Source organism: Pseudoalteromonas sp. US3C1013 (assembly GCF_048401115.1).
Taxonomy (GTDB): Bacteria; Pseudomonadota; Gammaproteobacteria; order Enterobacterales; family Alteromonadaceae; genus Pseudoalteromonas; species Pseudoalteromonas undina.
In genome coordinates, this window is record NZ_CP183075.1 from 2,238,038 (window position 1) to 2,259,568 (window position 21,531).

General features: G+C 40.9%; 23 protein-coding genes. 2 read left to right on the plus strand and 21 right to left on the minus strand.

Features of this window, described 5'->3' with window-relative positions; translation table 11 throughout:
- Nucleotides 1–44: 44 nt before the first annotated feature.
- Entirely contained in the window at nucleotides 45–2,210 is a 2,166-nt protein-coding gene (locus ACNSN2_RS10470) for a flagellar hook-length control protein FliK (RefSeq protein ID WP_418607281.1), read from the plus strand.
- 2 nt (nucleotides 2,211–2,212) lie between these two features.
- Nucleotides 2,213–2,521: an EscU/YscU/HrcU family type III secretion system export apparatus switch protein gene (locus tag ACNSN2_RS10475; protein ID WP_054201705.1), complete on the plus strand. Its 309-nt coding sequence runs from the start codon at nucleotides 2,213–2,215 to the stop codon at nucleotides 2,519–2,521.
- Between the two features lie 27 nt (nucleotides 2,522–2,548).
- Here ACNSN2_RS10475 and ACNSN2_RS10480 read toward each other — a convergent pair whose 3' ends face one another.
- From ACNSN2_RS10480 to fliM, 21 genes are all read right to left on the minus strand, one after another.
- On the minus strand, nucleotides 2,549–2,950 hold the full coding sequence (locus tag ACNSN2_RS10480) for a DUF2802 domain-containing protein (RefSeq protein ID WP_054201706.1): 402 nt from the start codon (nucleotides 2,948–2,950) through the stop codon (nucleotides 2,549–2,551).
- 18 nt (nucleotides 2,951–2,968) lie between these two features.
- On the minus strand, nucleotides 2,969–3,466 hold the full coding sequence (locus tag ACNSN2_RS10485; protein WP_008112225.1) for a chemotaxis protein CheW: 498 nt from the start codon (nucleotides 3,464–3,466) through the stop codon (nucleotides 2,969–2,971).
- Nucleotides 3,467–3,487: 21 nt separating this feature from the next.
- Nucleotides 3,488–4,222, minus strand: a complete 735-nt coding sequence (locus tag ACNSN2_RS10490) for a CheW domain-containing protein (RefSeq protein WP_335674671.1) — start codon at nucleotides 4,220–4,222, stop codon at nucleotides 3,488–3,490.
- A gap of 3 nt (nucleotides 4,223–4,225) precedes the next feature.
- Nucleotides 4,226–4,996 (minus strand): ParA family protein, encoded by a 771-nt coding sequence (locus ACNSN2_RS10495; protein ID WP_055013038.1) that lies wholly within the window; start codon nucleotides 4,994–4,996, stop codon nucleotides 4,226–4,228.
- A 12-nt stretch (nucleotides 4,997–5,008) separates the two neighbouring features.
- A complete protein-coding gene (locus ACNSN2_RS10500; protein ID WP_418607284.1) occupies nucleotides 5,009–5,968 on the minus strand; it encodes a flagellar motor protein MotB in 960 nt (319 codons plus the stop codon).
- Nucleotides 5,969–5,973: 5 nt separating this feature from the next.
- Complete coding sequence (locus tag ACNSN2_RS10505; protein WP_054201710.1) at nucleotides 5,974–6,738, minus strand: flagellar motor protein; 765 nt, start codon at nucleotides 6,736–6,738, stop codon at nucleotides 5,974–5,976.
- Nucleotides 6,731–7,867, minus strand: coding sequence for a protein-glutamate methylesterase/protein-glutamine glutaminase (locus ACNSN2_RS10510; protein ID WP_054201711.1), 1,137 nt, complete (start codon nucleotides 7,865–7,867; stop codon nucleotides 6,731–6,733). Before ACNSN2_RS10510 ends, ACNSN2_RS10505 begins: the two co-directional genes overlap by 8 nt.
- A gap of 53 nt (nucleotides 7,868–7,920) precedes the next feature.
- The gene (locus ACNSN2_RS10515; RefSeq protein WP_418607287.1) at nucleotides 7,921–10,152 is read right to left on the minus strand and encodes a chemotaxis protein CheA; all 2,232 of its coding nucleotides are present in this window, start codon (nucleotides 10,150–10,152) and stop codon (nucleotides 7,921–7,923) included.
- 14 nt (nucleotides 10,153–10,166) lie between these two features.
- Nucleotides 10,167–10,940, minus strand: a complete 774-nt coding sequence (locus ACNSN2_RS10520; RefSeq protein ID WP_054201713.1) for a protein phosphatase CheZ — start codon at nucleotides 10,938–10,940, stop codon at nucleotides 10,167–10,169.
- Nucleotides 10,941–10,956: 16 nt separating this feature from the next.
- The gene (gene cheY, locus ACNSN2_RS10525; protein WP_008112210.1) at nucleotides 10,957–11,340 is read right to left on the minus strand and encodes a chemotaxis response regulator CheY; all 384 of its coding nucleotides are present in this window, start codon (nucleotides 11,338–11,340) and stop codon (nucleotides 10,957–10,959) included.
- A gap of 40 nt (nucleotides 11,341–11,380) precedes the next feature.
- On the minus strand, nucleotides 11,381–12,091 hold the full coding sequence (locus ACNSN2_RS10530; RefSeq protein ID WP_054201714.1) for an RNA polymerase sigma factor FliA: 711 nt from the start codon (nucleotides 12,089–12,091) through the stop codon (nucleotides 11,381–11,383).
- 26 nt (nucleotides 12,092–12,117) lie between these two features.
- Nucleotides 12,118–12,978 (minus strand): MinD/ParA family ATP-binding protein, encoded by an 861-nt coding sequence (locus ACNSN2_RS10535; protein ID WP_054201715.1) that lies wholly within the window; start codon nucleotides 12,976–12,978, stop codon nucleotides 12,118–12,120.
- Nucleotides 12,971–14,458: a flagellar biosynthesis protein FlhF gene (gene flhF / locus ACNSN2_RS10540; protein ID WP_418607289.1), complete on the minus strand. Its 1,488-nt coding sequence runs from the start codon at nucleotides 14,456–14,458 to the stop codon at nucleotides 12,971–12,973. Before flhF ends, ACNSN2_RS10535 begins: the two co-directional genes overlap by 8 nt.
- A gap of 21 nt (nucleotides 14,459–14,479) precedes the next feature.
- Nucleotides 14,480–16,588 carry a flagellar biosynthesis protein FlhA gene (flhA, locus tag ACNSN2_RS10545; RefSeq protein ID WP_010387925.1) on the minus strand — a complete coding sequence of 703 codons (2,109 nt, stop codon included), beginning with the start codon at nucleotides 16,586–16,588 and terminating at the stop codon, nucleotides 14,480–14,482.
- A gap of 71 nt (nucleotides 16,589–16,659) precedes the next feature.
- Nucleotides 16,660–17,790, minus strand: a complete 1,131-nt coding sequence (gene flhB / locus ACNSN2_RS10550; RefSeq protein WP_010387924.1) for a flagellar biosynthesis protein FlhB — start codon at nucleotides 17,788–17,790, stop codon at nucleotides 16,660–16,662.
- Nucleotides 17,791–17,799: 9 nt separating this feature from the next.
- Entirely contained in the window at nucleotides 17,800–18,579 is a 780-nt protein-coding gene (gene fliR, locus ACNSN2_RS10555) for a flagellar biosynthetic protein FliR (protein WP_418607291.1), read from the minus strand.
- 2 nt (nucleotides 18,580–18,581) lie between these two features.
- A complete protein-coding gene (locus ACNSN2_RS10560) occupies nucleotides 18,582–18,851 on the minus strand; it encodes a flagellar biosynthetic protein FliQ (protein ID WP_010387922.1) in 270 nt (89 codons plus the stop codon).
- Nucleotides 18,852–18,892: 41 nt separating this feature from the next.
- Nucleotides 18,893–19,633, minus strand: coding sequence for a flagellar type III secretion system pore protein FliP (fliP, locus tag ACNSN2_RS10565; RefSeq protein WP_010387920.1), 741 nt, complete (start codon nucleotides 19,631–19,633; stop codon nucleotides 18,893–18,895).
- A gap of 4 nt (nucleotides 19,634–19,637) precedes the next feature.
- Entirely contained in the window at nucleotides 19,638–20,021 is a 384-nt protein-coding gene (gene fliO / locus ACNSN2_RS10570; protein WP_010387917.1) for a flagellar biosynthetic protein FliO, read from the minus strand.
- Nucleotides 20,018–20,419 (minus strand): flagellar motor switch protein FliN, encoded by a 402-nt coding sequence (gene fliN / locus ACNSN2_RS10575; protein WP_010387913.1) that lies wholly within the window; start codon nucleotides 20,417–20,419, stop codon nucleotides 20,018–20,020. Before fliN ends, fliO begins: the two co-directional genes overlap by 4 nt.
- Nucleotides 20,420–20,439: 20 nt before the next feature.
- On the minus strand, nucleotides 20,440–21,531 hold the full coding sequence (fliM, locus tag ACNSN2_RS10580) for a flagellar motor switch protein FliM (RefSeq protein ID WP_010387912.1): 1,092 nt from the start codon (nucleotides 21,529–21,531) through the stop codon (nucleotides 20,440–20,442).

The window sequence follows — 21,531 nt, forward strand, 5'->3', positions numbered from 1 at the left end:
TTAGAATCGATTTACTTAAAATACAGAAAACTTGATATAAAATAATGAATACACCAACGCACATTACAGTGACTAACCCACAGGTTAGTAATCAAACAACCGATTCGGGTAAAACTGCGTTACCAATACTGCCGCCTGAAGTACTAGCAGCAAAAAACATTCAGTTTTCTAAAGATTCAGTGACGCTTGATGTATTTATGAATAAGCATTGGCAAACAATTCGGCTCACTGTTAATGATGCACCGACAAATGTTGAAAAAATAGCAAGCGCTAACATACAGCTAAGTACAGATGGTAAAAGCTTAACCATTATTCCTAACAACAGTACCTTATCAATTAAACAACCAGAACAGTTACAGCGGTTTTTAAACTTTATAAACACTCAAAGTGATATTCAAAACAACCCGCTATCGATACAAGTTACTTTAAAGCCAACGCCAAAACTGGTGATTGAAAAATTTAATGCCAGCATCGCCATTAATAAACAAATAGCGCAATTACTGGCCGAAGAACCCTTATTAAAAGGCATAATTGAGACTGATGGCAAAGGTACACGGCTAAATATCATTAATCGTTTTGCTGACATTGTACATTCTCAACCTTTAAGCCAGGCAAAACTAACACAATTAGTTGCTAACAATTTAGGTCATGCTCAGCTTCATGCTATGCCCAAGTTTGCGGTACTAACTCCAAATACCGCAAAAAGCTCGTTAAATATTAGCTTAAGCCATCAACAGTTATCTGAACTACCTACAACGCCGACTAAGGTAACTATTAGCAGCCAAGCAGATAAACTATTAATTAAAACAGCTTATCAAAATATAACCGTGGAGCTTAAAAACTCATTTAGCAAACCATTTAATGAGATGCTGTCACAGCAACCGCAAGTTGCTCTCGATTCGCAAAAAATTAAGTCTCATCCACTTAGTACCGTTAATAGTCCAATTCAATCATGGCTAAAAAGCAGTTTTGCTGATTTTAAAACGCGTATTTTAGATGCAGTAAAACATTTTGAAAGCAAGCCATTTACCACTACATTAAATGCATATCAAAAACCAAATATTGTTGTTAATGAACAACAAAAATGGCTCTCACCAACGCAAAAAATAGACATTACGCAATTAAAGAGCCCTTTAGGAACTGCCCCCCCTTTAGTGCAACTAACCCAGCAGCTAAAAACCAGTATCTCTTTATGGCAACAGCGGACGTTATCAACATCCGTAGACTTGCACCCTGTTGTTACCCAATCAGCACAAACAGCTAATCGATCCTTAGCAGCCGTTAATCATTTACAACCGCTGGAAAAGCTATTATTAGCAACCGTTTTAAAGCAAACCGCAACCGCTCCAATAGAGCAAAAAGAAGCAAGCAAACACGTTCTAAGCAGCCAACTAAACACTATCGTAACTAAGGCGGCAGATCAGGGTACTGACTTAAACCGCTTGGTTAATCAAGCTTTTAACCGTATGTTGTCAGAAAGTAATTTACACCCGACCACCATACAACGTGAAATACTCAGCACTATAAAGCCGACACAACTAACCAGTGACACTTTGCAGAGCTCGTTTAATCGAGGTGTAGAACAACTTTCATTAAGCATTTTAGCTGCACCGATTATTAACCAAAACCCAACTGCCGTTAGCATTAATAATCAAAGCGGTTTAGAGGCCCTACTTCAGGTTTTATTACCAAGCTTCAAGACCGGTAATAATACCAATAAGTTATTAGAACAGTTACAGCAACCACAAGTGCAAGCATTAGCAGGTGAATTAACACAAATTAAAAACACCTTAAGCCAAGTGCAAGCTCCCGTTTTGAGCCAGCAGCCTGACACTAACTCCTTAGTGCAGTTTTTATTGCCTATGAAACTGCCACCAGAGGCGGCACAAACAGAAATATCGTTAGGACAATATAAAAAGCCAAACAATGACAAATTAGCGGATAAAAACGTGTGGTTTGTAAGATTAAATTTTGATTATGCTGAACTAGGTAAGCTGCAAATAACCGCAGAGTTGATGGACAAAGCATTAGATTGTCAGTTATTAGCGTCCACTCAAGCTGTGAGCGCGTTGGCTCATCCACACCTTGATAATTTACGCTCAAAACTAGCAAAACAGGGCTTACAAGTCGGCGATCTTAATTTGAAACGCGCAGATGACAACCATCAAGCATTTTACCAATCCCATGCCATTATAAATATTAAGGTTTAGCCATGACGGATTCATTTAAAAACAATTCAGCAATTGGACTGCTCTACGAAACGGGTAATTCACCCACCGTAAGCGCTAAAGGGTTTGGAGAATTGGCGGATGAAATTATTGCCCTAGCTAAAGATAAAGGTATTTTAATCCATCAGGATGAAGCACTTGCAAATACACTTTCGAAATTAGAGCTTGGCGAAGAGATCCCTAAAGAGCTTTACTTTGTTATTGCTGAACTGATTGCTTTTTCATATGTGGTAAGAGGGAAATTCCCGCCCGGATGGCAGGACTTTCAAGGAAAGCTCAATATAAAAGCATGAGCCAATATGATAAAAACAAAAAAAGCGCTAAGCGCCTTTTTGTTTGTGTAAAGAAAATAACAGTTCTGCTTCGGCGCGGGGTAATTCACACTCGCGAATAACCTCATCTAAATCAGCACCTAGCTCAACCATTTTTACTGCTCGAGAGTATATTTTAGCATCAGGGTCATCGTATTTTTGAGCTGCTTGTTGCTGTATCAGCTCTTGGTTTTGTTGTTCTACCTCAAGCACTCGTTTACCAATACTCATTAACCCAGTTCGTAACTCAGAAACTTCGCTACGTAAAATATTAATCTGCTCTGATGAATCTTTAAATTGCTGTAATTGTGCGCCAAGCTCATTCGCATAACGCTTTTTAAACATCACAATTAACAGCAGCGAGAATAGCCCAAATGCCAAACCCGCAATTGCAATACCAAGTAATAACATAATTTTATGTAGAGAAGCTTATATATCGCTTAACTCATCCCATTCGTCATCACTAAGTAGCTTGTTTAAATCAACTAGAATAAGCAGCTCATTATCGCGGTTGCATACACCTTGAATAAATTTGGCACTTTCTTCAGTACCTACGTTTGGCGCACTGTCAATTTCAGAGCTACGTAAGTACACAACCTCAGAAACGCTATCGGCTAAAATACCAATCACTTGCTCTTCAGCTTCAATAATCAAAATACGTGAATTGTCGGTCGCTTCAATATCAGGTAAACCAAAGCGAGAGCGAGTATCAATAACGGTAACAACATTACCACGTAAGTTAATAATACCAATTACATAAGAAGGCGCACCTGGAACAGGAGCAATTTCGGTGTAACGCAGTATTTCTTGCACTTGCATTACATTCACGCCATAGGTTTCATCTTCTAACTTAAATGTAACCCACTGCAAAATTTCATCATTATTATCTGCATTTTTTTTAGCTGACAGTAATTTATCTTCACTCATGCTCTTACCTCGTAATGGTCATTACTTGTGACGGCTATCTAAGCCTTTCTCTAATAGTGCATTTAAATTATTAACATCTATTAAAGCACACATTTTTTCTTTAATTACTCCAGCAAGCCATGGGCGCTTACTGTTATTTGTACGCCATTTTACATCTTCTTTACTCAATGTAATGTTATTTATTAGTTTTTCTGCTAATAAACCCCACTGGCTATCACCTAAAGTGATTAGATATTGATAATTTAAAGACGCTTCTAACTGTTCATCGTATTTTTCGGGCATAACCCAGCGCGCGGTATCAACAACATTGAGCTTTTCTTCTCGATTGATCATGACACCTTTAAACCACTTAGGTTTACCAAATAAATGATTCACTTCGCCAAGCTCATGTATACCGCCTAACGCTTTTAATGGCACGGCTAAAGTGAGTCCTGCTACTTCAAAAAATAATGCCTGAAATTCACCATCAAAGTATTCAGCTTCATTACCGAGTGCTACATCATGTTCAGTTTCAAGCTGCTGCGCTTGGTGAGATTCTATTTCTACATTTGTTACCTGCTCATTGAGCTTTTCAACTTCAACAACCGGCTCGACTACAGGCTCAACCTGCAGTGATTGCTCTTTTTGCTCTTCATAAGCTACCTGCTCAAGCAATTTAGCAACAGGCTCAAGGTCTTTCGCTGGTGCGTCATCAGATAATAACGCCCCTAAATACTGAGTGACTACTTTTTCATTAGCAAATAATTGCTTACTCATTTATTAACCTTGTTTTATTAAATATTCAAGCAATGCTTTATAAGCATAGACTCCACGCGCATTAGGGCAAAAATCAATAGGCACTTTTTGCGCTAAACTCGCATCTCTAAATTTAGTATCAACAGGAATAACACCTGGCCATACTTTTTCTTTATACGTATCTTGTAATGTTTTATAGGCCTCAAGTGACGCTTTGGTACGCTTATCATACATAGTTGGAATTATAGTATATTCATAGCTTTTCGCTTGCGAGGTTTGCATTAACTCCATAGTCCGCATCATTCTATCAAGCCCCTTGAGCGCTAAGAACTCAGTTTGTACTGGCACCAACACTCTTTCACAAGCTGCTAGGGCATTGACCATAAGCACCCCTAGAACGGGCGGACAATCTAGAATTGCGTAATCGTAATACTCGCTAATTTTAGCCAATGTTTTTTTTAAAATCAGGCCCATCCCCGTTTTATTACCCATGCTACGGTCAAGTGTAGCAATTGCCATGGTGGCAGGTAAAATATCAAGGTTTTCTATGGTTGAGGGACATAATGCTTGTAATATTTCTTCGCTTTTCATGCTCGATCCGCGAGTAAAAATATCGTAAACACTGACCTCTAAATCTTCAGAATCAATACCAAAGTAATAAGTTAATGATGCATGTGGATCGGTGTCAATCAGTAAAACTCGCTTGCCTTGAAGCGCAAGGATCCCAGCAAGGCTAACCGCTGTAGTGGTTTTGCCTACCCCTCCTTTTTGATTGGCTACTGTCCAGATTTTCACATTACATCCTAATTACTGTTCATTACGCGTGGTAACACGAATGCCACCATGCTCTAAGCGAATTATTTTTATTGTATCGTCTTGAGTAGGCAGCTCAACTTCAGTTGGTTTAGCTGCTTCAGAAACTTGCTGCTCAGTAACCTCATTCGATGACTCTGAAACCAAGCCGTATTTAGAAAGCGCAATCACCACTTTGCGGTTTTCAGCGCGCCCAGCTTCGGTATCATTATCTGCAAAAGGTGAGTATTGGCCATATCCCTCAATTGCCATGCGCGCAGATTGAATACCTAAGCGCTCTAATTCAACTAATATTGATGTTGCACGTGCCACCGACAACTCCCAATTAGAGCGAAATATTTCATTGCGAATGGTTTCGTTATCTGTGTATCCTCGCACTCTTATATAGTTATCGACAGGTGCAATTATTGCTTCAATCTTTTTTACAACTTCTTTGGCTTGATTATGCGCAACAGCACTTCCACTGGCAAACAACAGCCCTGAATTAAGCTCAATAACCAACCAATCTTGACTGAGCTCTAAACTTGCCTCGCCACTTCGTATTTCATCAATAAGTGACGATTGTAGCTTAACTAATAAACTATCGAGTGGCTTGCCTAAGTGACGTTGGCTGATATTACTATTGTCACTTTGACCATCGAGCAATACCGGTCCTTGTTCTTGTTTTTGAATACTTTCGCCATATAAAACCTCAGCCTCTGGAGTCACTCTTTCAAGCAACAAAGCGTCGCCGTTAACCCCTTTACCTTGCTGAGAAAATTGTTTCGCTGACTTATCAAAAACATGCTCCAGGGAATCAGATAGTACTTGTATATTGTCTTCTTTGTTTATTGCAATGGCATACAATACAACAAAAAATGCGAACATAATGGTCATGTAATCTGCATAAGAAACTAGCCAACGCTCAGTGTGTTGGCTTTTAGTGTTTTGATGACGTAAGCGACGGCGCAACATAACCGCTAATGAGCCTGTAGAATAGGACGTTCGACGCGGTAAGCTTCAAGCTTTAATTCTATATTAATAGGGCTTTCACCTTGGCTAATGGCAATAACGCCTTCAGCTAGCATTTCATGGTAAAGCATTTTTTGCTCAACACGTTGCTTTAATTTGTTGGCCATGGGCAAAAATAGTAAATTAGCTAAACCTACACCATATATAGTAGCAATAAATGCCGTGGCAATGCCCGTTCCTAATTGCTCAGGATCATTAATAAACGACATAGCTTGAATCAATCCAAGCACAGCACCTAAAATACCAATAGTTGGGCTGTAGCCTCCCATCGCTTCATATACACGGCTAGCTTCAAGCAATCGTTCTCGTTCGAGTAATAAATCTATTTCAAGGGTATCGCGAAGCTTTTGATCTGAGCAACCATCGACTAATAAACTCAGTCCTTTAGTGGCATAGGGATCAGAGTGAGTAAGCGCTTCGTTTTCTAGCGCTAAGTAGCCTTCTTGGCGAGCTTTGTGCGACCAGCGCTTGACTTGCTCAATGGCATCTTCAATATTGTGGTCATCAGTAACAAAAACCCAATGAGTAATACTGAGCATCTTCTTAAAAGTATTGGCTGATGTTTGCAGCATCACCGCCCCCAATGTGCCACCTAATACAATAATTAGTGCTGGCCCATTAAACAGCGCAGATACCACACCTCCCTCTAAAGAATAACCGATTGCAATAGCACCTAATGCAACCAATAACCCTAAAATAGAAAGCTTATCCAAAGCCAACCTCTCTTTTTAAGCGCACCGCCACATCATGAAGGCCTATGCTTTCATTTGCTAACCCAGCACTAGCTACTGCTTGCGGCATACCATATACAACACAACTTTTCTCATCTTGAGCCCAAATTGTAGCGCCAGTTTGTTTAAGCATGCGAGCACCGTCACGACCATCTGCGCCCATACCAGTCAAAATAATGGCAAGTACATCGCCTTGATACGCTTTTGCTACACTAGCAAAGGTAATATCCACACTAGGCTTATAGCTAACTCGTTCATTTTTATCTTCAAATACGCGTAATGTTCTGTTTGAACCTCGCCCTTCTACCATCATTTGCTGACCGCCTGGCGCTAAATAAGCACAGCCTGGTTGCAGTCTATCGCCTTGCTGTGCTTCTTTTACTTTAATTTTACACAAGCTATCTAATCGGGTTGCAAACGCAGGTGTAAATGCTGCTGGCATGTGTTGTATGAGTAGTATTGGGTGTGGAAAATTAGCAGGTAACTGAGTCAATATAGTTTGTAGTGCAACCGGGCCACCTGTTGATGTGCCAATAGCAATTAATTGATATTGCTTACCACTAGCACGTGTTGATGCGCTACTAGAAGGCGTTGGGTTTGCGCTTTTAAAGCTACGATCAGGTTGCACTATAGGCTTATTAGCAAAGCGCTCAGAAGTGCTTGGCGCTGGTTTAATACTTGGAGCAGCAGGCGCTCTGGTAATTCTACCAATTCGCTGGCGGCCTATTTCTTTAACTTTATTTTGTAATAGCTTTATTGCGTCGTCGTTATTACGAGCAATATCTTCAAACTTTTTCGGTAAAAAGTCCATCGCGCCGGCATCAAGTGCATCTAAGGTGGCAGATGCGCCTGCGCGTGTTAACGAGGAGAACATTAAAATAGGAGTTGGGTTACTCGCCATGATCTCTTTGACCGCGCTAATACCATCAAGCACCGGCATTTCAACATCCATGGTGATCACGTCAGGTCGTAATTGAGCTGTTTTATCGACAGCTTCTCGACCATTTACAGCGAAACCTATAACTTCAATGCCGCTGTCTTGTTCAAGAATTTCACTCACTCTGCGGCGAAAAAAGCTTGAATCATCAACTACTAAAACTTTAACAGCCATTTCGCTCTCTTATTCAATGAATGGGTAGGCATAAAATATATGCCTACTTTTAATTATCCAGCGTAATGCTTTAACATACTTGGTACATCTAATATCAGTGCAATGCCACCATCAGAGGTGATTGTTGCACCTGCCATACCAGGCGTACCTTGAAGTAATGCGTCTAAAGGCTTAATTACCACTTCCTCTTGACCAATAAGCGAGTCAACAACGAAACCCACTTTTTGAGTTCCTATTTGTACAATAACCACATGACCTTGTGCTTTTCGCTGACCTCTATCGGCCCCTTTGATGAGCCAATGTTCAAGGTAGAATAACGGAATCGATTTTTTACGAACAATTATAGTAAGCTGACCATCAACCACATTGGTTTTTGTTAAATCTAAATGGAATATTTCACTTACACCCGCCAGCGGCAACGCAAAGGTTTGTTCGCCTACCACTACCATTAAGGTAGGCAGTATTGCCAGTGTCAGCGGTACTTTAATCTCTAAAGTAGTACCTACGCCCATCTCTGATTTAATATTTACTGAGCCATTGAGTTGAGTGATTTTTGTTTTAACCACATCCATACCAACGCCACGGCCAGAAATATCTGAGATCTCTTCTTTAGTTGAAAAACCAGGTGCAAAAATAAGGTTATACGCTTCAGTATCAGAAAGGCGACTCGCTTGATCGTGATCAAGCACCCCTTTACTAATCGCAATCTTTTTAAGCTTTTCAGCATCCATACCGGCACCATCATCTTGGATGGTAAGCAGGATATGGTCGCCTTGCTGAGACGCTGATAAAGTAACAGTACCGGTTCTAGGTTTACCCGATGCTTCACGAACATCTGGCATTTCTATACCATGATCCACTGAGTTGCGCACTAAATGCACGAGTGGATCTGCCAATGCTTCCACTAAATTTTTATCTAAATCGGTGTCTTCACCAACAAGTAATAAATTAATATCTTTTTGCAGCGTTCGTGCTAAATCTCGTACTACACGGGGGAAACGGCCAAACACTTTTTTAATTGGCTGCATTCGTGTTTGCATTACCGCACCTTGGATATCAGCAGTCACTACATCTAAATTAGAAATAGCTTTACCCATAGCCTCGCTGTCAGAGTTTGTTGCCAAGCTTACCAAACGATTTCGCACAAGTACCAATTCACCAACCATGTTCATTATTTGGTCTAAACGTTTGGTATCAACACGTACTGTTGTCTCCGCCGGTGGAGGCGCTGCTTTTTTAGGCGGCGCTGTCTTAGCTGGCTGTGGAGAAGGTGCCGGCTTTGCAGGCTCTGCTTTTGGTACCGGTTTAGGCTCAGGTTTTGGCTCAGGTTTTGGCGCAGCAGGCTTATTTGCGGCTACTGGCTCAGGTTTACTTTCTGGAGCCGATGTTTCTAACGATTTAGGTGCACCTTTGCCATGTAATTCATCTAGCAAAGCTTCAAATTCATCGTCACTTATTTCATCATCGCTCGCGCTTGAGTCGTTATTTTGTGAAGCCACAGGAGCCGATGGTGCTTGCTGTGGTGTACTTGGGGCGCTTTGAGTAACTTCGCCAAAACTACCAACACCATGAAGCTCATCTAATAAGCTATCAAATTCATCGTCAGTTATATCGCCACTGACATCATTATCACTTGATGAGGACTGTTCTTCTTGTGGAGCTTGACCTTTACCATGTAACTCATCAAGTAAGCTTTCGAATTCATCTTCAGTTATTTCATCAATCTGAGAGTCTGAGCTACTGCTATCTGGGCCGCTAAATAATTCATCAAAAGCAAACGGATCTTCTTCCGCATCATTGCTTGGCTGCTCAGCTACAGGTTCAGGTTCTACCGAGGGAGTTTCAACAGGGGCTGTGTCTTCAACTACAGAATCGCCAGCAAGCTCTTCTGCCGTCGGTGGTTGTCCAAGTTTATGAAGGACTGCAAGTAACTCTGGATCAGCAGGTTCTGGTTGGTCACGATTTTTAATTGTGGCAAACATTTCATTAATGGTGTCGAGTGCTTGTAAAATTACATCCATTAATTCAGAGTTAACTGTTCTTACACCTTGGCGCAATAAATCAAACACGTTTTCAGCACCATGACATGCATCAACAAGCTCTGTCATTGCCAAAAAGCCGGCGCCACCTTTTACAGTGTGGAAACCACGAAATATTGCGTTTAGTAGTTCAGTATCATCTGGGTTGTTTTCCAGTTCTACTAACTGTTCAGATAAAAGCTCAAGGATTTCTCCGGCCTCTACTAAAAAGTCTTGTAAAATATCTTCATCGACTTCAAAGCTCATGCAGTACTCTCCTATTAGAAGCCCAAACTTGATAATAGATCATCAACTTCATCTTGATCAGATACAACATCATTACGCGATTCTTTATCAATAATAGGCCCTTCTGGGCCTGCTAGTGTTTGTGCAACAATGGAATCTTCTGTTTCTTCTGGTTGTTCGGTCAGTTGTGCTGGCTCAACTTCACCTTGTGCTGCAAATGCAGTTAACAAGTGGATTAAGCTTTCTTCAACTTCACGCACAAGTTCAATAACACGACGAATAACCTGACCAGTTAAATCTTGATAGTCTTGAGCCATCAATACATTAGTCATCAACATTTGCAACTCATCAGTTTTATGATGAGAGCTGTTCATAAACTTATCAATACTATGGCAAAGTGACTTAAACTCACCAAGCTCTATTTCGCGGTTCATTAAGCGATCCCACGTTGGCTTGATGTCAGCTATTTCGTCAGCAATTTCTTGTGCTAATGGTAAGCTTGCTTCAACCGCATCCATTGTTTTATTGGCTGCGTTTTCTGTCATTTCCATGACGTAGTTAAGGCGTTTTTTAGCGTCAGGGATGGCATCAGTGGTAATATCTGTTAAGCGCGTGTCTAACTCGAAACTCTTTAAAGCTTCGTGCAGTTGACGCGTTAACTTACCCACCTCAGCAAATAGCTGTGATTGCTCTTGTGAAGCTGTTTCTAAAATTAACTGATTCGCTTTATCTTGCTCACCATTTTCTAAAAAAACCACTAACTGGCGAGCTTGTTCTAAAGTAATCTGAGGCGCAGCAGGTGCTGACATAAGCCTCTCCCTCTCATTAACCTAAGCGTTCGAACACTTTTTCTAATTTAGTTTTCAATGTACCTGCAGTAAATGGTTTAACAATGTAACCATTAACGCCAGCTTGGGCAGCAGCAATTATTTGTTCTTTTTTAGCTTCTGCTGTCACCATTAAAACAGGAATATGCTTTAATTTTTCATCAGCTCGAATTGCCCTCAAAAGATCAATACCTTGCATGCCTGGCATATTCCAATCTGTTACAACAAAATCAAACGCTTGATTTTGTAACATAGGTAAAGCAGTTGACCCGTCATCTGCTTCTTGAACATTGGTAAAACCTAAATCGCGCAACAGGTTTTTAATAATACGTCTCATCGTCGAAAAATCATCAACAACAAGAATTTTAATGTTTTTATCCAAAACATCCTCCAGTGAGGCCTGAACCTTTATTTACTTACTTCTAGTTTATCCAGTCATTGATTTTTGCTTTAAGCTTAATCATCGCCTGACCATGTATCTGACTTACACGCGACTCACTTACATCGAGTATATGCCCAATTTCTTTTAAATTCATTTCATCGTTATAGTACAAAGAAAGCACCATTGCATCTTTTTCCGGTAACGACTTTATCGCATTGAGTAAAGACTCATTAAACCGTTCATTTTTAACATTATTGAAAGGTTTGTCTAGTGCTAAATCTTGACCATGCGGTGTAATCACATCATCGTCAATACCAAGGTCTTCAATACCTAAAACTTTGCTTACATTCACATCGTTTAAAATATGATGGTACTCATTTAACGAAATTTCAAGTTTTTCAGCAACTTCACTATCTTTGGGTTCACGGTTTAAACTACTTTCAAGAGCAACAATAGTCTCTGCTACTAAGCGGCTTTTTCTGTGAACCGAGCGTGGAACCCAATCACCTCGACGCATTTCATCTATCATTGCACCACGAATACGAATTCCAGCAAAGGTTTCAAAACTCGCACCTTTGCTTGCATCAAAATTTTTTGAAGCTTCTATTAATCCGATCATACCTGATTGGATTAAATCATCTAGTTGCACACTAGCCGGTAAACGAGCAATTAAATGGCATGCCACTTTTTTGACTAATGAGGCATGCTTTTCAACAATCATATTTAAACTCTGTGTTGACTGATATCCCATAGCTCTATTCACCGGTATTGTCATTATTAGTTACTAACTAGCTTCTCAATAAAAAACTCTAAATGACCCGAGGCTTGACTAGGTGTTGGCCACTTAGTAATTTTTGTCGCCAGTGTTTTAAAAGCAATCGCAGCAGGAGATCCTGGAAAAACTTCAACTATCACTTTTTGGCGACGCGTTGATTTGCGCATATTCTCATCATAAGGAACTGTTGCAACAAGCTCCATTGATATATCTAAAAATCGGTCGGTTACTTTTGAAAGTTTAGCAAATAATTCCTGCCCTTCACGTAAGCTACGCACCATGTTGGCAACAATTTTAAATTTGTATACGCCGTGCTCACGGCTCAGTACTTTAATGAGCGCATAGGCATCGGTAATTGATGTTGGCTCATCACATACCACCACAACCACATCCTGTGCGGCACGAGAAAAGCTCAATACCATGTCAGAAATACCCGCAGCGGTATCAACAATTAAAATATCAAAATCAGTGTTAAGCTCGCTAAATGCACGAATAAGTCCGGCGTGCTCTGAAGGAGATAACTCAACCATACTTTGCGAACCCGATGTTGCAGGTACTATTTTTATACCTGCAGGGCCTTCAACTAAAATATCTTCAAGTTCACACTCACCTGATAAGACATGAGATAAATTGCGCTCTACACGCAGTCCAAGCATAACATCACAATTAGCTAACCCTAAATCAGCATCTAAAACCAGCACACGTTTGCCTTGTTGGCCTAGCGCGATTGCCGTATTAAGGGATACGTTTGTTTTACCTACTCCACCTTTGCCGCCGGTGACAGCGATAACTTTTACGCCGTTATTATTATTGTTGCTCATTTTGCGAAGGCCGCTTGCTTGATCTAAAACTGTGTTAATCATACATCTCTACTGTGCTCGACGCCACTGATTGGTGTCGTGATTGTTGTGCTTTTATTCTTTTTAAATACAATTGCTCAGCTTTTTTTACTAGTTTTTCGGCATTTGCCACTCTAATATCTTCTGGTACTCGCTGACCGTTAGTAAGATACCCTATTGGGAGACGATTTTGAATCGCAATACTAATAATCTCACCTAAACTCAATGACTCATCTAACTTAGTAAAAATACATCCACTAAGCTGTACTTTTTTAAAATGCCTTACTGTTTCTTGTAATACATTAATTTGTGCTGTAGCACTTAATACTAAATAACTACGTATATCTACACGCTGATTACGCATCAAGGTATTAAGCTGCTCAGTTAAACGTAAATCTCGCTGACTCATTCCTGCTGTATCAATTAAGACTAGACGTTTATTTCGTAAATGGTATAAAACTTCTGCTAATTCATTTGCATCTTTGACTTGTTTAACGCCACAGCCAATAATTCGACCATAGGTTGCTAGCTGCTCATACGCACCAATACGGTAGGTATCAGTAGTAATAAGTGCAACTTTATCAGCACCATATTTTTGCGCACCTAATGCAGCTAATTTTGCAACTGTGGTGGTTTTACCTACCCCTGTTGGGCCTACTAGTGCATAAACACCACCTTGGCGAAGAATTTCGTTGTTAGTGGTTTGCATTTGATCTTCAACCATATTCAATAAGGCTTTCCAACCTTGTTGGCGAGATACATCGTCGGGTACAAAGCATGCCATTTGCTCAGCAACCTCTTTATCTATCCCCATACCCACTAAACGGTCAATCATACATGCACGAGTTGGATCGCGACGTGCCATATCTTGTTGCATTAAACCTGATACTTGATGTTCTAGTAATTGACGAATTGCGTTCATTTCTTCGCGCATAGTGCTTATATCACTCGACTCGTTTTGCATCGTTTGCTGACGAGGTGCACTCGGTGAGTCTAAATCGTCAAAACCACTGTCTAAATCATCAAAACCCAAGCTATCAGCTTGAGTACGAGGACGTGCAGGTGCGCTTGGTTCACGCTCAAACATATTTTTAGGTCGAGATTGCACAGCTTCTTGTTCTTGATAATGACCAGAGGTATCAATGCCTGATTGTGAAAACATTGACGCAAGCTCTGCTGAACGAGGACGGGGAGATTGACGTTCTAATAAAGCTTGTAAACTATCAGCTACCTTTGCTTGTGGCTTAGGTTGAGCACGTTGTGGCTCTGGTTTTACAAAATTATGTGAGCTCTGGGTATGTGCAAATGAAGCGCTTGCAGCTGGCTGGCTTTGAGGCTGCTCTGGCGCTTTTGCTGCGGCTTTGTCGTAATCAACAGCAGCAACAATTTCAACGCCATTAGCTAGTTTCTTATTTGACATAATAACCGCATCAACACCGAGCTCTTCTTTTACTTCTTTTAGTGCGGTGCGCATGTCTTTAGCAAAAAAACGTTTAATTTTCATAATTCAAACCCCTTTAAAATCTTATTGTTGGCCTACAGAGCTGACAATCTTGATCTGTCTTTCATCTGGTATCTCTTGATAAGACATCACTCGCAATCCTGGAATGGTGTATTTAACAAATCGAGATAACACAGTGCGTAACATTCCTGACGTTAGCAATATTGAAGGTTCACCGGCCATTTCTTGATTTTGATGCGCTTCATTCAATGATGTTTGAAGTCTATCAGCAAGTCCTGGTTCTATTCCGGCACCTTCATCACCTGCATTTTGAAGTGACTGATGCAACATCTGTTCCAACTCAGGCGCCAAGGTTATGACAGGGATTTCAGAAGACATACCAACAGCATCTTGAACGATTAATCTACGCAACGATATTCTCACTGCAGCCGTTAATACATCAGGGTCTTGGCTACGAGGGCCATACTCAACAAGGGTTTGAACAATTGAGCGCATATCTCGTATTGCTACCCCTTCATTTAATAAGTTTTGTAGTACTTTAACGATGGTGGTTAGCGGTAATACCTCAGGTACTAGCCCTTCAACTAAGCGAGGGTGACTTTTACCTAACATATCTAATAAGTTTTGTACTTCTTCGTGGCCAAGCAATAATGCGGCGCTATTGGTGAGTAACTGGCTAATATGAGTGGCCACAACGGTTGCTGAATCAACTACGGTATAACCTAAAGATTGCGCTTCATCTTTTTGATCGGGTTTTATCCATACCGCATCTAAACCAAATGCAGGGTCTGTAGTTTCAATGCCTTTTAGCGGGCCAAACACTTGGCCTGGGTTAATTGCTAATTCATCGCCGTGTTTAAGCTCTCCCTCACCACTTGATACACCCATCATAGTGATGCGATACGCATTTGGATCAAGTTCAAGGTTGTCGCGAATATGTACAGGCGGTACTAAAAAGCCCAGCTCTTGAGATAGTTTTTTACGCACCCCTTTAATGCGGTTTAACAGCTCACCACCTTGTGATTGGTCAACCAAAGGAATTAATCGATAACCTACTTCTAAGCCAATAACATCAACTTGCTGTACATCATCCCAACCCAGTTCTTTTTGTTCTTGTTTAGCCGCAATCCCGGTACCTGAGGCTGCATTTTCAGCTTCTTCGGCCTCAGCAGCCGCCAATTTAAGTTTGTTTTGCTGGGTGTAGTATGCAAGGTAACCTAAAAGCGCCCCTAAGCTTAAAAATGCAATATGCGGCATACCTGGGACTAAACCCATAGTAATGAGGATACCAGAGGCAATAAATAATGATTTTTCGTTTCCTAGCTGCTGCTTAAACTGATCGCCCATATTGTGCGACTCATTTTGACGCGTTACAACAATCGCAGTACCAATTGAAAGTAGTAATGAAGGTAATTGCGCGACTAAGCCATCACCAATGGTCAATAGTGTGTACACTTCCATAGCGCGTGAAAAGCTCAAGTCATGCTGGATCATGCCAACAAATAAACCACCTACAATATTGATCACTAAAATGACGATACCCGCGATAGCATCGCCTTTTACAAATTTACTGGCACCATCCATAGAACCATAAAAGTCGGCTTCACGGGTTACTTCATCACGACGCTCTCTGGCTTGCTCTGCACTAATAAAGCCAGCATTCATATCTGCATCAATCGCCATTTGCTTACCCGGCATGGCATCAAGGGTAAAGCGTGCTGACACTTCAGAAATACGCCCTGCACCTTTGGTAATTACCACAAAGTTTATGATAATTAGAATCAGAAACACCACTAAACCCACGGCGTAGTTACCACCAATCACCACCGAGCCAAATGCTTCAATTACCTTACCAGCGGCATCACCACCATTATGACCCTCAAGAAGTACCACCCGAGTACTGGCTACGTTAAGTGCTAAACGCATGATCGTAGCGATTAACAACACCGCTGGAAACATGCCAAACTCAAGCGGCTTCATGGTATATACGGTGACCAGTAATACAACTAATGCGAGCGCGATATTAAACGAAAATAATATATCAAGCAGAAATGGAGGCAGTGGTAATATAACCATGCCAAGCGCAGCTAAGACTAAAAGCGGTGTACCAACGCCTTTTGCATATTCTTTTTTATCTTTATTAAGTTGTTGTAATACCGCTTTAAATTCCATAACTCTACAATTTCAAAAAATTGACACTACGCTGAAATTGCAATAACTATTCCAAGTTAGTTGGTTAGCGGTTAATACTTAAATTCATCAGGGATTGGCAGCTTTTTATTAAGCGCGACAGGGCGTTTTCCACGGCCTTTTTTAAACCGTTTAAGCTGAAATACATAGGCAAGCACTTGAGCAACTGCAGTAAAGAGCTGATCGGGAATTTGATCCCCTACTTCAGCGGTATGATAAAGCGCTCGCGTTAAGGTAGGCGACTCAACAATGGGCACTTCATTACCCAAAGCAATTTTACGAATTTGCATAGCGAGTTCGTCAACGCCTTTTGCTAGTACAATAGGCGCTCCAGCTCGCTCTGTGTCGTATTTTAAAGCCACTGAGTAATGAGTAGGGTTGGTAACAATAACATCGGCATCAGGAACATCCTGCATCATTCTCTTTTGCGACATTTGACGTTGGGTTTGCCTGATACGCGCTTTGATTTGCGGATCACCCTCAGAGTTTTTATATTCATCTTTTACTTCTTGCATCGTCATTTTAAGCTGTTTGTTATGGCTATAACTTTGAAATGGCGCATCAATAGCTGCAATAATAATTAAGGTGCAAGATAACCCTAAAAACATCCAGGCTAATATTTCCAAAGCATGCACGATATTGCCCGGCGCACTTTCTATACTCAAATGTAATATTTCATCAAAATAAACATTAATTAAAAAGATAGCGAAGGTTGCCACTAGGCCAAACTTTAATAATGACTTAAGTAGCTCAATAGCCGCTTGCGGGCCAAACATCCGAGTAAAACCTTTCATTGGCGACATTTTACTGGCTTTGGGCGCTGCTGCCTGCCAGCTAAAATTAAAGCCGCCAAGCATGGTGTTACCAATAAACGCAGCCAGTACAATAATAAGTACAAACATCGACATAGGAAATAACAGTACGTCAGCAACCTCCCCCCACACCGCAAACATTTTTGTGGTGTCGTAAGTTTCATTGCGATTAAGACTAAGCATTCTGCCCATAATTCGATACAAGCCTTTACCAATTTCAGGGCCGTACATTAATAAAGAAATAGCAGAAAAAATGAGTACAAACATAGTACCTAGCTCTTTAGAGCGCGCTATTTGGCCTTTCTTTTTGGCATCATCAACTTTTTTGGGCGTGGGTTCTTCGGTTTTTTCTTGTCCTGAATCTTCAGCCATTACGCTCTCCTAAGGGGAACAACCAACTAGAGTACACATTAGCTCAACCATTTTTAGCCATTGGAACTCAAACTGAGTGATAAAGTTACCGAGGGTAGCCCAAATAATAACGAGCCCAGCCACTAAGGTAAACGGAAAGCCTATAGAGAAGATATTTAACTGTGGGGCAGCACGGGTCATGATGCCAAATGACATATTAATTACAAGCATGGCCGTTAATGGCGCTAACGAAAGCACTAGTGCAGTGGTAAACATCCAACCACCCCATGTCACTATGTCCCAATAATGATCAACCGCCCACCAATTACCATGAATTGGCAATACCTGAAAACTATGTACCACCATTTGAATCATCATTAAATGGCCATTAAATACAAAAAATAACAAGGTAGCTAAAATGAGGTAGAACTGCCCTACAGCAGGTACACTCATTCCATTTGAGGGGTCAACAACAGACGCAAAACCTAAACCAGTTTGCATAGCAAGGATTTGCCCGGCTAACACAAATGTATTGAGCAGTAGTGTGGATGCAAAACCAATCGCAACGCCAATCAGCATTTGTTGTAGCACCACTAAAACCATTTCAAAAGAAAATAAATTAGTAAATGTAGCTGGAGGTAGAACAGGCACAACTAAAAATGTGACTACAACAGCCAAGCCCATTTTAATTCGAGAAGGGACGTTTTTGGCGCCAATACCCGCCATTATCATGATCATTGAGCTAATACGCACCAAGGGCAGTAAAAAATCACTTAACCATTGAATAACAACGGAAAATGGGAACTCCATCGTTAACCTGCTATTTCGGGTATAAGAAGCACTAAGCGATTAAAAAAATCCATCAGCTCTTGAGTAAACCAATGTCCACCCACTATTAACGCACTAATAGTAATTAATAGACGTGGTAAAAAGCTCAGTGTTTGTTCATTAATTGAGGTTGCCGCCTGAAATACTGCCACTACTAAACCAATAATTAAACCAGGTACCACAATAGCAGACACCAGCTTAATCACTAAAAACAGGGCTCCACTTAAAATATCAACAAATACTTCAGGTTCCATGGGCGACTCCTAGAGTGATTGGTTCAAAGTAGAAAGCACCACTATGTGCCCAACCCAAAGCTTTTAGCGAGCGTACCCATCACCAAGCTCCAACCATCAACCAATACAAACAACATAATCTTAAACGGTAGCGATACAATCATGGGGGATAGCATCATCATACCCATGGCCATCAACACCGATGCAACCACCAAATCGACAATCAAAAAGGGGATGAAGAACATAAAACCGATAATAAAGGCTGTTTGTAGCTCACTGGTCACAAACGCCGGAATAAGCACTATCAATGGCGTTGCTTCGGGTGAATCAAGCTGATCGTACCCAGCTATTTTTGCAAAGGTTTCTAAGTCTTTTAATCGTACTTGAGAAAGCATAAAAGCTTTCATTGGCTCTTTAGCTAAATCGAGTGCTTCTAGTGATGTTACCTGTTCACTTAAGTACGGTTCGATTGCACGTTCGTTTATTTGCTCATAAATAGGCGCCATAATAAAAATACTTAAAAACAGCGACATTCCTAGTAATACTTGATTAGAAGGCGTTTGTTGTAAACCAATCGCTTGGCGCAAAATAGCTAAAACAACAATAATTCGAGTGAACGAGGTCATCATGATAATGGCTGCTGGAATAAAGCTCATAGCCGTCATGATCGCTAACACTTGTAGCGTCACTGAATAGTCTTGCGTGCCATCTGCATTACTTGTGATCGTAAGCGCGTCTATTCCTTCAGCACTGACTCCTGGTACGAATACCATAGCAAATATGAAAAGCAGCCATTTAGTCATGATATTAGTTCTTTTTATTTTGATTAAGTTGCGGATTCAACATTTTGCCAAAACGCTTAGCTAATTCTGGTAACTCTTTTTCTGTCAGGGGAGTTTCTAGCTTGTGTAAATAATTAATGCTATGTGGAGTTACACCTAATAGGTGCTGTGCATTATCTATCTCGACTACCATTAATCGCTCGCGTGAGCCTAAAGGAAGACTGCGGATCACTTTGAATTCATCGTTATTGGTTAAATTTGGATTAAGCTTTTTAACAAAAAAAGCCAACACTAAAATTAACACTACCACCACACCTAACGACATAACCATTGAAATAATGTCTGTGGTGGGTGTTGCAGCATCGGTAGCTGCAAACACTGAATTGCTTAAACCAAGTAATGCTATCATCGTAATTTTTTGATCCGTTCAACCTGACTAATTACATCCGTTAAGCGAATACCAAACTTATCGTTCACCACAACTACTTCACCATGTGCTATCAATGTACCGTTAACTAATACATCTAGCGGCTCACCAGCAACCCTATCAAGTTCAACAACTGAACCTTGGTTAAGTTGTAATAAGTTACGAATATTAATTTTAGAACGCCCTACTTCCATCGAAATAGTAACGGGAATATCTAAAATAGTGTCGAGTTTACGTTTTTCTTCACCGCTGAGCTCATGCTTTGAATCATCCAGCTCATCAAGCTCGGTTACTTTAACCTCTGCACTATCATCGTCAGTTCCCTCAGCCTCAGCAAGTGCTGCTGCCCATTCGTCCATCGTATCTTGATCATCGCTCATACTTTTAACCTTTTAATCAATTACCAGTCTAAGTCTACACCGTTTGAAAGGTGTAAATCATCTTCTAGTTCTGCTAATTCTGCATCTGAATCAATTTTTTTGCCGCCTTTAGTAAAGACATGCAGCTCAGATTTAACTGAATCAGGGCGTTTAATTTTTTCACTAATTTGTAGCGCAACGTTATCGCGTGAGCGACCCATTTTAGCTCTAAATGTTGGTAACTCTTCAACAAACACAGTAATATGCTCTGGCATTTCAACAGGAATGATATCCCCCGCCTTAAGCTCCATAATTTGTTTTAAGCTTAAATCAACTTCAAGTAGCTGAGTCGACAAATCGACTTCTACATCCATTATTTCGTCGCGAAGTGCCTTGCTCCAACGTAAATCGGTATCTTCAGTATCAGACTGAACACCTGCATCCAGTAGCTCTCGTATAGGTTCGAGCATTGAGTAAGGCAGCGCAATATGAAAGTCACCACCGCCGCCATCAAGCTCAATATGAAAAGAGCTAATAACCACCACTTCGGTTGGGCTAACAATGTTAGCCATGGCGGGATTCACCTCAGAATCGAGATACTCAAACGACACATCCATAACCGGCGCCCATGCTTCTTTGTAATCTTCAAAGATTATTTTTAGCAGCATTTGCACGATACGGCGCTCTGTTGGGGTAAATTCACGCCCTTCAATTTTGGCATGATAACGACCATCGCCACCAAAGAAATTATCTACCAGTATAAAGACTAATCGCGCCTCCATGGTAATTAGGCCAGTGCCTTTTAGTGGGCGAAAACGCACCATATTCAAACTGGTTGGTACAAATAAGGTGTGAATATACTCACCAAATTTGATCATTTGCACGCCGTTAATTGACACCTCAGCGGTGCGGCGCATCATGTTAAAAAGGCTAATTCGCATATGGCGCGCAAATCGCTCATTAACAATTTCAAGTGTCGGCATGCGACCACGCACGATGCGATCTTGCGAAGAGAAGTCATACTGTAACGTACTTCCCTCACCGTCTTCACCGTCGTGTATATCTTCCTCTTCGACCTCATCAACACCGTGTAATAGCGCATCAATTTCGTCTTGGGATAATAAATCGCTCAC